General features: G+C 53.6%; 7 protein-coding genes. 1 reads left to right on the top strand and 6 read right to left on the bottom strand.

Annotated elements, in window-relative coordinates; all coding sequences use genetic code 11:
- From AABO57_24320 to AABO57_24305, 4 genes are all read right to left on the bottom strand, one after another.
- Nucleotides 1-447, bottom strand: a 447-nt coding sequence (locus AABO57_24320; GenBank protein MEK6288856.1) for a hypothetical protein, incomplete at its 3' end; no start/stop codon positions are given.
- 314 nt (nt 448-761) lie between these two features.
- Nucleotides 762-2,123 (bottom strand): glycosyltransferase, encoded by a 1,362-nt coding sequence (locus AABO57_24315; GenBank protein MEK6288855.1) that lies wholly within the window; start codon nt 2,121-2,123, stop codon nt 762-764.
- A 142-nt stretch (nt 2,124-2,265) separates the two neighbouring features.
- The gene (locus AABO57_24310) at nt 2,266-4,770 is read right to left on the bottom strand and encodes a polysaccharide deacetylase family protein (GenBank protein MEK6288854.1); all 2,505 of its coding nucleotides are present in this window, start codon (nt 4,768-4,770) and stop codon (nt 2,266-2,268) included.
- Between the two features lie 1,109 nt (nt 4,771-5,879).
- The gene (locus AABO57_24305; GenBank protein ID MEK6288853.1) at nt 5,880-7,955 is read right to left on the bottom strand and encodes a glycosyltransferase; all 2,076 of its coding nucleotides are present in this window, start codon (nt 7,953-7,955) and stop codon (nt 5,880-5,882) included.
- A gap of 521 nt (nt 7,956-8,476) precedes the next feature.
- Here AABO57_24305 and AABO57_24300 point away from each other — a divergent pair.
- Nucleotides 8,477-9,757 (top strand): hypothetical protein, encoded by a 1,281-nt coding sequence (locus tag AABO57_24300; GenBank protein MEK6288852.1) that lies wholly within the window; start codon nt 8,477-8,479, stop codon nt 9,755-9,757.
- 543 nt (nt 9,758-10,300) lie between these two features.
- Here AABO57_24300 and AABO57_24295 read toward each other — a convergent pair.
- Both AABO57_24295 and AABO57_24290 read right to left on the bottom strand, forming a co-directional pair.
- Nucleotides 10,301-11,239 carry a hypothetical protein gene (locus AABO57_24295; protein MEK6288851.1) on the bottom strand — a complete coding sequence of 313 codons (939 nt, stop codon included), beginning with the start codon at nt 11,237-11,239 and terminating at the stop codon, nt 10,301-10,303.
- Nucleotides 11,240-11,545: 306 nt separating this feature from the next.
- Nucleotides 11,546-12,724: an HYR domain-containing protein gene (locus tag AABO57_24290; protein ID MEK6288850.1), complete on the bottom strand. Its 1,179-nt coding sequence runs from the start codon at nt 12,722-12,724 to the stop codon at nt 11,546-11,548.
- Nucleotides 12,725-12,807 lie beyond the last annotated feature (83 nt).

Below are 12,807 nucleotides of genomic sequence, written 5' to 3'. Positions count from 1 at the left end.
TTGGGAGTCAGCCAACTTCTCTTGGGAGTCAGCCAACTTCTCTTGGGAGTCAGCCGACTTTTTTTGGGAGTCAGCCGACTTCTTTTGGGAATCAGCCGACTTCTTTTGGGAATCAGCCAGCTCGCTTTCCAGATAGTTAATCGACTCCTTCGTTTCGCGAATGATTCTTTCTCTCTCCTCGATTTGCGCTGAACGATTCCGCGCCGCCTCCTCTCTCTCCGATAGCTGCACTGCAAGCTCTAAAACTCTTTCTTGCTGCCCAGCCAGTTCTGCCGAAAGCGATTCTATTTGTGATTCCAGTAATTGATTCGCTTCAACCCCGGCCCGAACGGCTTTCTCTTTTTCGTCGAGAGCACTCTGCATTTGCTCCAGCTGCTCCGAAAGCGATTGCACAGCTCGCTCGCGCTCGACCAGTTGATTTGACGCAGCCTGTTGAGCCTTGGCCAATACGTCCCGGAGGCAGTCTATCGCGTTATTCCGCTCGGCAATGATGTCGTCATTTTCCGCTACTCGGGTCGATAGAGAAGCAATTGACTCGTCGCGCGCGAGAAGAACTCTCTCTTTGTCTGTCAGTTGTTTTCTCAGCGCCTCTATTGCTTGCTCTTTCACTGCGATCTGCTGAGTCAGCCGTTCCTGCTCCATCCTCAAGAGATTGAGGCGCTGGCTCCGCTTCGAAATTTGATCCAGAAGGTGGCGAATTGTCAGGTCGTATGCTTCGGGATTTTGATGATCTTCGGACTGTTCACAAGTATCTATAGTCCTCATTGTTTTTGTTTCCTTTTCGCGGGCCGCTGGATCGCGTGCGTAAAGAGCATCCGTAGTGTCTTCAAGTCTGTAATTCTTAACGAAGCATCCAACTCCGTCATCAACTCTATCACGGGATCGAATGAGAGGTGACGGTGGCGATTTACTCGCTCGATCACTTTGCCCATCGAATAAACGTCACAAAAACCTCCGTCGGGCGGTCTGCCGTAGCCGCCTAAGTGCTCTGTGGCCGTGAAAGGTCGTCTCTCGGAGATAGCCTGAGCGAAGTCAATCAGTATCGGCTTCTCATCCCTGACGAAAATATTCTCAAAACAGATATTTCGATGGATGATCCCTTTACTTTTTAACTCGGCAAGCGCGCTCAAACAATGATAGATAAAGTTGAGCAAGCTGGCGGGGCGAGAATTAATGCTCGCCACTGCCTCTGACAGAGGAACACCGTAAATTCCCTCAATCACGATCACTGAATATCCATCTTCTGACTTATTATCCCTCACTCGCGGGAAATACTCGCCGGTCAACTGCGAAAGAAAGTAGGCTTCGCGCTCTGCCAAATCCAGACTAGTTTGTTTGACGATTGTATCTCCACCATCGTATGTGCGGCTCCAGTATTCAATCCCGTTGCTTAGTCCGAGACGCTGATTATCTATGACTGTCTCTCTAGCCAGGATGAGAGGCAACGGCGAGTCAAGATCCGTCTGATTCGCGCCATCCGTGCTCGTCTTCATTAACTCCTTTCGGGCCGCATCAGCATCGGCGACTTGCGCTTCAAACTCTGCACTGGTGGAACGAGTTTGACCGGCAAATTCCTGCTCGGAAGACGACAACAACGTGCGGCTGCCGCTGTGGAGCCTGTACGTCCATGTGACCTGAGGCACAAACCGGAACCGTGCTCCGGCTTCACCGGCGCGAATCCACAAGTCCCAGTCCTCGCCAATTGGTCCGCGATCTAAATGAAACCCGCCCAGCTCGAGGAATAATTCTCGCCGCATCAACACGGTGATCGGTACGTAATTAGCCTGCCTCACTGCCTGCAAATCGAATTGCCGTACCTTCCAGGGCACCTCGGCTCCTACCACGCGGCAGTCTGAGTAGATGATGTCAAATCCGACTGAGTGTCTTGCCAACACTTCCAGATGTTCGGGATCAATCAGATCGTCATCATCCACAAACGCGAGCCAATCCGCGTCTGTGCTTGCGGCCATCCCGTTTCGTATCCGTGTGGGGCCGACCCGACCGAAGTCTATCGTTATGACGTGCACATAAGGTTTTAAAGTCTGGCGGCGCACTGCCTCTATGCATTCTCTGAGGAACACTTCGCGCTCAGGTATAGTGGGAGTCAGAACGGCGATCTTCATTATTCCTTGTCAGCGAACGAAAATAACCACCCAGTGCGGGCTGCGTGCAAGACAACCAACTCCGCTGGTTTACGCCGCGAGTCGTAATATCGGCATAATGAGTTTAGATAAGCCGGGTCGAACGGCTACAAACAAAATATTTCTACTGCGGTGACTCGCGCCTCGCAGAGATGGAGCGAACCTGGAGCCAGCGCGATAGCTGTTCAGCGAACTCTTCACCATTCCAATCGTGCACTTCAATTCGAGGCAGTTGAAACGGGTCTGCGCCTGACTCCACAGGGTTAACAACCGTGGAGCAGGCACAAGTATAGCCTGCCTCCCGAACGATGGCGACCGTCTCTTCGACGTAACAGCCATAGGGATACGCAAAGCTGGTCACCGCCCGACCCAGTATCTCTTCCAGATGAGCTTTGCTCTGGTGAATCTCACCTCGCTGCAATGGCGGTGAGAGATGATAGAACACCGGATGCGTCACCGAGTGAGAGCCGATCTCGACCAGTTCACAATCACCCAGAGTTATTAACTCGTCGAGCGAAAGAGGATGGTGCGTTGCCCGGCCCGCCCTTTCAACGCCCGCCCACGAAACCAAATCATCGACTGCTTTTTGACGATCACCGCTAGACAAAGGAAGCAACAAGTCATAAAGCGAGCGGAAGAGTGTATGGCGACGCGTCGGATTATACGTCTCCCAGCCCCTCCACTTGAGATTAGTCTGATAGTCGTCTTCACTGTAGTGAGCCGCTCGACCCAGTTTCCATTCGTAAGCATTCCCATTAACTCTCAATCGCAGCACTTCCGGCAAAGTGCCGGGCTGCAACAATAGCCTTTCCAGCTCGTGATCCCAGAACTCGCGCTCGCGACCGATGTTTCCCGTAGTCATGAAGACAGTTGCAGGCACATCAAATCGCTCAAGCAACGGTCTGGCGTTATACAGGTTGTTTGCGTAACCGTCATCAAATGTGATGACCACCGCGTTGTCTGGAATGCCGCCATCCAGAAGCGCCTGAGTTAATTGCCGTAATCCTATAGGGTGATAGTTCTTTCGTAGAACCTCTAATTGTTCAGCAAAGTGGCCGGGCGCCACATACAGCGACCAGGGGTCTGATTTGACTTCGCCAACGCTGTGATACATCAGGATAAGCGCACGAGCCGCGAGGTGGCCCGCGCGCGCCGGGTCGAGGCTCTGCTCCACATTCGATATACGTCTTTCAGTAGCCGTTTCGGAGACACATTTGATTTCTTTGGGTGTAAATCCGAGGTCGAAATCAGTAGCAGCGACTGTTACCCTGATGCTGTGCGCTTCACCGTCCTTCAATCGGGCTGGCACCCTGTAGCTGAATGCGTGCTCTCCGCTTCCCTTACCCGCCTGCTGCAAGTCCTTGCGATACTCGTCTGCCGTGGCGGTGGCGAGCAGCCGTTCGCCGTCATAGATGTCCACCTTGAGAGTCAAGTCCGGGTGGTTAGAGTCCCAGGCCCAGCCGTGAATAATCTCGCAATCCGCTATGTCGTGATACCCTTCGTATTTCGGCGCGTCGCTATTCGCATCCGAAACGGATTCTAAACTAGGCAAAGCCTCTATCTTTTCTGCCTTCTGAGAGGAGAGATGTGCAATCTTTTGTTCCTGCGCGACAATGGTCTTTTGCCTTTCGGCGACCTGTGCGGAGAGCCATTCGATTTCCTCATCTCGTGCACCAATGATTCTTTCTTTGCCTGTCAACTTCGCCATCAGCGCCTCGACCCTCCGTTCGCTTGCCGCTATCCGAGATGAGAGCCGCACTAGATGATTGAGAATGTCTTTGCAGACGCATTCAACCGGCTGATTGCGCGCACGCTGCTGCTCTGTTGTTAGGATTTCTGAGTTTGCGATAGCGACGTCGCTGACGAATAGATATAAGTTCTGTTGATACCAGGGAGCAACTCGTTTGTCTTGCCATATGTACCGCCTAATGGGATCGAGTCTTCGGAATCCATACTCTTCAAATAGCGATTCCCAATACTCCGGCCACTGTTCATTTAGATGGCCGTCACCGCCCTGATAAGGGATCGCCGCCGAAAACAGAACTAATTGGACGGCTTTCGTCAAAGTGGCAATCAATTGTTTAGCGGAGCTGGCAGGCAAATGTTCTGCAACCTCGAGGCAAACAACTAGATCGTATTGCCCGTCTACATCAAATGGCTCGCTAAGGTCTGTCGCTGTAAAATTCGCCTGATTAACTAATAGTTTCGACTGGTCTACATAGTCGCCATCCAGCCCTCGTACGATTGTGATGCCATTCTCTTGGAATGCCTTTAGCCATGCGCCCCGCCCGCAGCCAATGTCTATCACGCTTTTGGGGTCTATGTAATTCAGCAGTAAGGGGACGATGATTCGCGCCGAAGTTAAAGCGGAGTCCGTGATCTTATCAAAGAATTGGTCATCGTAGATTGTTTCGTTTTGATGAGGTGAAAGATTGTCAATGGTCATTACAGGCGCAGATTGGAATTCCCTAGGAGTAAACTCAAGGTCGAAATCAGTATCAGATATCCTCACAGTGATGAAGTGCGCCTTCCCATCCCTCAACCTCGCCGGCACCCGGTAGCTAAACGCGTGGCTGCCACCTCCCTTGCCAGCCTGCTGTAAGTCCTTGCGGTACTCGTCGGCGGTCACGGTTGCAAGCAACTGGTCGCCGTCGTAGATGTCTACCTTGACCGGCAAGTTCGGGCGGCTGGCGTCCCAGGCCCAGCCCTCGACTATCTCGCAGTCCGCTATGTCGTGATACCCTTCGTATGACGGCGCGTCATCAACCGCGCCGTCCCTTTTTTTGGTCTTAGCAGTGCTCATCTGATTAGACAGGGTGTGTGTATCTTTGAAACTCCCTATTCCAGATACTCAATAGCAGAACCATATCCTCAACGACATAGGCGATAGGTTATTGGGCGAATCAAAGTATAAACACGAGCCTCGTATCTGTAAAATATTGTCGGGAGGCCACCGATAAATATATCATCCGCATTATACTTTCGCTGCATCGCCTAATCTCATTCTCCTCGCTTTCGATCAGAGGGAACCAGTGCTTGATATGAACTCGTCTCGAGGTAATGCTCTCTCTTTACGCAGGGCTGCGGCGGGGTAGGAAGCGGTGAACCGTCAGAGGCAATAAGCCTGACGTGCCCGGCGACGAAAGCGCATTCCGGGTGAGCATTCAAACAGCATAAGCCGTATTCAATAGCATCAGGCACAAGGCGATCGTCCGCGTCCAAAAAAATCAGGTGGCTCCCTTTACTCGCGCTGAGCCCTCTGTTGCGCGCCGCCGCCAGGCCCTGATTGCTCTGGCGTACGCAGCGGACACACGAATAGCGGGCGGCTATCTCTGAGGTGTTATCCGTTGAACCATCATCAACCACGATGATTTCGGTGTGGGGGTAAGTTTGAGAGAGTACACTTTCAATCGCTTCGCTTAAGAAATGAGCCTGGTTGTAGCAGGGAATAATCACTCACACAAGTTTACTCGGCATAAACATACGACTCAGCTAGGCTGCTTGCGGGCGAATGCCCAGACAACTTTGAGTGCCGCTGATCTCCAGCGCGTCAAAAGAGGAATAATTGAGGCCCCGAATATATATCTCTATCTCGCGCTCTTTCACGACGCGGCACCATAACTTTTCTTCAATGCCAGTCAACGCCTTGGTATCTCAGGATGAGATTCCTGGATGCAACCTGGATGTCGAGAAAAACCCCGCTGGCCGCAATCTGCTCTGGCGCATGTCTTTACGACTTTATGCTTTCACTGCCTCGACCGTTATCAACACTTCATAGCCGGGGTCGTGATAGTCTAATTCTTCCTGCCGCAATTCTTCAACCGCCAGTCCTTCGAGAAAGCTGATCGCTACCAGCGCATTGCCGTGGGCCTCCACCTTAAGCTTGTCCTCGGAAAAGACCTCCGCAAACAGCCTCCGCGCTGACAGTGTTGTGAAACTCCAACACCAGTAATCTCCCCAAAGTTGGTCGCTGATCTGGCTGATGCCCGGAAATGTCGCTAAAAGGATTCCACCGGGCTTGAGTATGCGGTGAAGCGTCTTGATCGCCGCCCGCACATCAAAGATGAGTTGAAGAGTTTGCACGAAGAGTATGCAATCAAAAGTGTCGGACGGAATATGATCAGCACATGTGATGTCTGCCAAGATGGTAGTTTTCGGGTTACCCTCCACCACGTTAACCACGTCACTTTTGCGAACACGATCGCCGCCGAATCGATAAGTGTAAGTGTCGTCGCCTATTTCCAGAACGTGCCCTCGAATATCGTCAGTGTGGCGATTGAGGTAGTTCTCAATGTAGTAGCGATCAATGGGGCGGCCGCGGTCGAATCCCCACACTCGGCTTATCGGAGTCACGCGCCTCAGGTCGCCAAAGCGCACACGCCCGGCCGGCGGGATGTACTCAAGGCTTTGCCATCGAACTATTACCCAGCGACGAACTCCTAGGGGCGTCCTCGCCGCTATTTTAGCCGCCTGCCCGCGAAGTTTGTTTTTAAGCGCTCTGATGTCGGCAACTATCTGCAATTCGCAATTGATTTCCTTGGGAGTAGATCCGAGATCGAAGTCGGTAAGGGCGACCCTCACCCTGATGCTGTGCGCCCTTCCATCCCTCAAACTGGCCGGCACCCTGTAGCTGAACGCGTGCTCTCCACTTCCCTTACCCGCATCATGCAAGTCCTTGCGGTACTCGTCTGCTGTGACCGTGGCGAGCAGTCGGTCGCCGTCATAGATGTCAACCTCAAGAGGCAAGTCCGGGTGGTTCGAGTCCCAGGCCCAGCCGTGGATAATCTCGCAGTCCCCTATGTCGTGATAGCCTTCGTATGATGGTGCGGCGCTATCGTTGGTTTCAATCGCAGGCTTCAGATTCGTCGGTGCAACCATACTCTGTTTGCCACTCTTCACCAGATGCAAGTTGCGCCCAAACATACGATTCAAGATCGGGGCTAGGCGGTTCGCAAACGGATGGCGGTTTGCCCAATAAGGCTCCATCGCCTTATGGAAAGCCAGCCAGATTTCACGATCTTCGACACCTTGTTTGGACAGATATTTCTTAAGCCACTTTAAGAAGAAGAATCGCACCTGGTGATAATGTCCCGCCCCTTTGACGACTGAATGGCACGAATCCGGATGCAGGCGATATTTGTCCCAGCACTCGCTCGCTACGAACACTCTTTCCGCGAGGTATACCTTTGTCAGGAAGGCTATGTCTTCGTACATCTGATATATGCCCTGGAATGATTCTTCGAATCCGCCTATTCGCTCTGCCATCTCGCGGCGGAACATGAGATCAGAGGGACAGGGCGTAGGGGCGCTTCCCAACGGGTACGAGAGCGTGACCAACGCAGGCGGGTCGAAAAGAGTGTCGGACTCAACGGAAAGCTCCGGCACAAAATCGCGTTGCCCATTTTCAGGATTCCCCTTCCAACTGTGCCAGTACTCTGATAACCCATAGACCATCGCGGCCTGGGGCTGCGAGCTAAGGATAGTCACCTGGCGTTCCAGTTTGTTCGGCAGCCACACGTCATCAGCGTCGAGCAGAGCGATATATTCACCTTTTGCGTTACTGATTCCCAGGTTACGCGAAGCGCTCATGCCTCGATTCTGATGACCTTTGTGCTCAAAGTAGCGAACCTTCCCTCGGTGTTGTTCAGCGTAATGCCGGGCGATGTCTGTGCCGGCATCGGTCGAGCCATCATCCACCAGCAACAATTCCCAGTTATCATAAGTCTGCGCGAAGACGCTCTCTGTAGCTTCACGGAAAAATTTCCTAGCGTTAAAGAAAATTATTATGACAGAAACCAGTGGATTGCTAGTCATAGCTCTAACAATAGCGGCGTTTAAGCCGACCATACCGAGTCAGTTCATACCAGATTATTGAACCTAGACTCTTGTTGATTCGCGACAGGGCCCATTAGTGCCGGCCATTGAGCATCAGAAGACAAATGCTAGCGGGCCGCTACTAAATGCACAAGAGGGTAGTGGTTTAGTGACAGAGGCTAGTGGTTTAGGTAAGTTGAGAGTTGAGCCTTCAGGCTGCTGATTGCAAGCGCAAGCTAAAACTTGAAATCCAAACTGAACCGCTAAAAGCGGTGGCTCCGGCACAATTAGAAAAGCATTCCAAAAGAGAACGCATTTGTCTGGCTAAGGATAGCGGTACATAACCGCTACACGCCTTTTTCGCCTTCACATCTCCATCGCCCTGTGGTTTGAAGTGGCGACGATGTGCATAATGGGTTTCTTGTCAGGGGTCGGCCCGGCCAGCTAGTATGCTACTGGGCGATGCGGGTGCAGAGGTGCTTGCGGGCCTACCAACCACGTCGAGGTGACGATCAAGAAAAATGAAAAAGACATTACTAACACTGATCTTATCAGCCTTGGGCGGCTGGACGGCGACGCTTGCTCAGACCTCGGGAGGCATTGAGTTGACGTTGATTCGCAACGGAGCGCTGTGGAAAGGTGACGCGAGGATCATTGCTCCTGGGCAGCAACCGTCGAACGTGTTGCGCGATCTCAAGGTCACTCGTAACCAGGTCACATTCACCACCAATGTGCTGGCAATCGAACTGCGCTTTAGGGGTAAGCTCACTGGCGACCGCCTGCGCGGGACCGTGGAGGGCTTTCAGGGAAGCACCCAAATCTCAAGGGGAACGTGGGTTGTTACGCGGCAAAAGCCAGGTCCTCGAGGAGAAGTCTTAGCGGGGAGATGGTCGGGTACGTTTGACCTTCAGACCAGCAGTCCGCCTGGCGCTCAACCGGGGAGCGATCCGGCCTTCGACGCGAAAGTAGCACATCGGGCATACCTGGCAGATTCTCCGAATGTGCTCTTCGACGAGGCGCACGAAAACACCGATACTTCCGCGGGCCGCTACAAACCGTTTTCGGATCTGATAACCGGCGACGGTTACAGAGTTGTGCCTAACGGCCAGAGATTCTCCCAGAGCACGCTCAAGGGCCATCAAGTTTTGGTGATAGTCAATGCATCCGGTCCACGAGGGCGGAGAGATGCAGCGGCGTTCACCGAAGCGGAGTGTGACGCCGTGCGCGACTGGGTTGATGCGGGGGGTGCTTTATTGCTGATTACCGATCACGCTCCGTTCAGCGCGGCGGCCACAGCGCTCGCCAAACGGTTCGGCGTTGAGCTCACCATCGGCCATACGTTCGACACCTTACACTACAATAAGGAATCGGGAGATCAGACTGAGCTCCTTTTTAGCCGAGAAGACGGGCTCCTGGGCGAGCACCCTATCACCCGGGGACGGGATGATACTGAGCGAATCAATCGGATCATAACCTTCAGCGGCACCTCGGTCAAAGGACCGCCCGAAAGTGTCCTGCTCCTAAAATTAGGCTCAACCGCAATGGACGTTTTGCCCCCGGATCGGAAGCCGAGCTCCCCCGACGAACCGGCGCCTGATCACAAGACCGTCTCTGCCGCCGGTCGCGCTCAGGGATTAGCACTGGAGTTCGGCAAAGGGCGCGTGGTTATTTTGAGTGAGGCCGCCATGCTCACGGCCCAAGTAGCGCCGAGCGGATTTCGCTTTGGAATGAACCTCTCCGGCAATGACAACCGGCAGTTGGCTCTCAACGTCATGCATTGGCTTTCGGGGTTGCTCAAATAGATTAGGACGCAGTTGAAAGCGGGTCGCACCAGAAACAGGCAAATGCTCTTCGCTGCAGCCGATGTCCATTGAATACACGGTACTCACTACAAGAACCGTCGCCGCCTTCCTCCTTAGTCACCTTCGTCAACATCAAAGGGGTCGGGCAATGACTCAGAAGGTTCAAAACAGAGAGAGGCCGCGTGACTGTGAAGGCGGGAAAACCAGCCGGGTACCAGGCGAGAGGAGGGGATCCTTCTTCGACCTGCTGTCACGCATCGAATCGGTGCTGCCAAAACTGACGGACGAGCCTGGTAAGTGAAAGTGCCCCCCCGAACAGCCGTTCGCTCAAAAGGAAAAATAGCTTAATCCGCTTCCCCCCAGAGCCAGACAGAAAGTCGTTGCTACCAGCAGATGTTTGTCGAACGGACATAACTCACTTTCAAAGAAGTTCGTCGCCCGCCCTTGTCCTGGAACCGCCCATCGTCCAACAATAAACAAGGATGCCCATCCACCACGGCAAGGTGGCGGATGGGGCAAAGCGAGAAGATGGCGTGCACCGCGCTATAGCACTGCAAGCGCGGCTCCAAATGCGGCTCCGGCTGTGTTGGCAAGGTTCCCCATGAATTTGTTATTGCCGGCGGAGTTGACGGTACCCGCGTTTTGTATCCCTGTGAGGTTATTCGCAAAGATATCATTGTTCACCCGCACAGTCGCGCCTGAGACGACATTGATGCCAGTCGTATGGTTCGCAAATAGCGTGTCGGTAACATTAGTTTGCGAGTTACTGGCTGTATTTACTCCTGTCGTATTCAGCGCCAGGTTGCTGTGTGAAATTGTGACTACAGCGTTAGTTGCCGATGAAACCCCCACCCCACACTTGTCTATCTGACCACCGGTAATGACTGCGGCGACATTTCCAACGCTGGTGGTAACGCTGATGCCGGATCCGGTGCATTCCCTGATGGTCGTGTCTTGCACAGTTATGTTTGTTCCATCAAGCGTCTTATTCACGTTAATGCCGTTCTGGCCGAAACCAAAGATGTCGCAGTGCTGTACATGCAGGGATTTTCCGGCTATAAAGCTGATGCCGTGTACTCCTGCAGCACATGTTCCGGGACCGTTGGTTCCATTGATCGAGAGATTGCGGAGGGTGACTTTAGAAGTTGCTGCATTGGTCGTCACGTTGACAATTACACCAGTGACTCCACTGGCCAGGATCGACCCGAATCCTGCTCCGTAAGTCCCATCAATGGTTATGGATTTTGTGATCGTGACCGAGCCAAATCCGCCCGGGTCGAGCGCGTCGATCTCGCCGCCCTCGGCGGTCTTCGAGATGGCGCCAGCGAAAGTCTTGCACGGCGCGGTGCGGCTGCACGGATTGGCGTCATCGCCGACACCTGATACCCAAGTTCGGCACGCTTGCGCCTGGGCCATTGAGCTGCAAAGCAGGCACACGGCGAAGACTGCAAGCATATTGAGCATTAGTCTCATCTTGGTCATAAACTGATCTCCTTTGAGTTTTTCAAACTGTTAAGCTAAAAATCTTTCTCTTTCGTCCCGACCCCTCTACTCCTATAGACGGATTCTAAGGACTGACCCCACTCATTACGTCGGGTTGTACAGGCGCCTCGTTTGAGAACCGACGCTCCATGTAGAAATCGATTCTCCCCTACCTGAACCTGAAGTTCCTCGCGCCGTCACTGCCGTCGTCCAGCCTACAATCAATAGACGACAAGGCCGCCGACCCACGCTGGATCCCAAGTCCCTCCCACAGCCATACGCGTTGCCGCGCAGGGCCCTTGTTTGCTACGTGCAGCCAAGGTTCGTACAGCCAAGGGTATTCCGGACCTTCGCAGCCGAGACAATTAGCGGCTGTCCTTGAGCTGACGTAAGAGTTCCGTTATTGATAAAGCCCGTAACTTGACTGATGAAGTCAGCGAGCTTGTTGCAGGCGACGTTAGTCTTACCGGTGTTCACGGCATCCAGCGCCGCTTGAAGTTTGGAAACCAATCCCTGACTCTGTTGTCCGGTTAAGGGCAGCGCCAGGACCCGAGTGATCAGATCCTGGATCACCTCCGCCGCTGTCTTCACCCTCACCGTAAAGCTGCAGGTCACGAAATTGCCAGACGTATCGGTAACCTTGAAGGTATTGGTTGTCGTCACCCCGATCGGGAAAGTCGAACCGCTGGCCAGCCCTGCTGTCTGTATCGTCAGAGCGCCAGGACAGTTGTCTGTGCCTACCGGTGCGGTATAAGTGACCACCGCGCCGTCCGGGCAGGTGGGTTCGACCACGATGTTGGCCGGGCAAGCGATCGCCGGCAGTTGCGTGTCGTTGACCGTTACTGTGAACGAGCAGGCTGACGACGTAAGGCCGCCGGCATCAGTTGCAGTGCAATTAACAGTCGTGGGCCCCTTCGGGAATGTTGAGCCAGATGGGGGGGTGCAACTGTAAGTTACGCCCGGACAGTTATCGCTCGCCGTCGCAGAGAAGCTCACCACTGCCGAGCACAGATTCAGGTCGGTAGATTGAGTAAAGCTGGCCGGGCAGGTGATCGTCGGCGGTGTGTTGTCTACCACCGTGACCGTAGCCAGACAGCTAGCACTGTTCCCGCTCGGATCTGTCACCGTCAGCGTCACCGTATTCGGCCCCTTGTTTGCGCACGTGAATGTGTTGGGCGTCACGGTCCGCGAGGCAATAACGCCGCAGTTATCACTGCTGCCATTGTCTACATTAGCCGCGGTGATCGAAGCATTGCCGGTAGCATCCAGCACTGCGGTGTAGGGCTGACACACTGCCGTCGGCGGAATTGATTCGGTAACCGTGAACGTGGTCATGCAGGTGATAAAGTTAAGGCTGGCATCTGTGACCGTCAAAGTGATCGTTGTCGTGCCAGTGCCGACGAGCGTTCCGGGCAATGGACTCTGCGTGACGATCAATAAGTTTTCTGGCGTGCAGTTATCCGAAGCCTCCACTTGGCTCGTCACATTTGGCACCACAGCCTGACAGGAATCTGCTGGGGCAAAGCTCGGCACCGCACAGAAGCTGATCACCGGTTTGATTGTATCAG

Source organism: Acidobacteriota bacterium, assembly GCA_038040445.1.
Lineage (GTDB): Bacteria > Acidobacteriota > Blastocatellia > UBA7656 > UBA7656 > Onstottus_A > Onstottus_A frigus.
The sequence above is the reverse complement of the archived record's forward strand: the minus strand, read 5'-3'. Positions and strand labels throughout refer to the sequence as shown.

What these genes read in the sequence shown, in the direction of transcription:
- AABO57_24315 (MEK6288855.1), bottom strand. Translation starts at nt 2,123, where the DNA reads ATGAAGATCGCCGTTCTGACTCCCACTATACCTGAGCGCGAAGTGTTC.
- AABO57_24305 (MEK6288853.1), bottom strand. Translation starts at nt 7,955, where the DNA reads ATGACTAGCAATCCACTGGTTTCTGTCATAATAATTTTCTTTAACGCT.
- AABO57_24300 (MEK6288852.1), top strand. Translation starts at nt 8,477, where the DNA reads ATGAAAAAGACATTACTAACACTGATCTTATCAGCCTTGGGCGGCTGG.
- AABO57_24295 (MEK6288851.1), bottom strand. Translation starts at nt 11,239, where the DNA reads ATGACCAAGATGAGACTAATGCTCAATATGCTTGCAGTCTTCGCCGTG.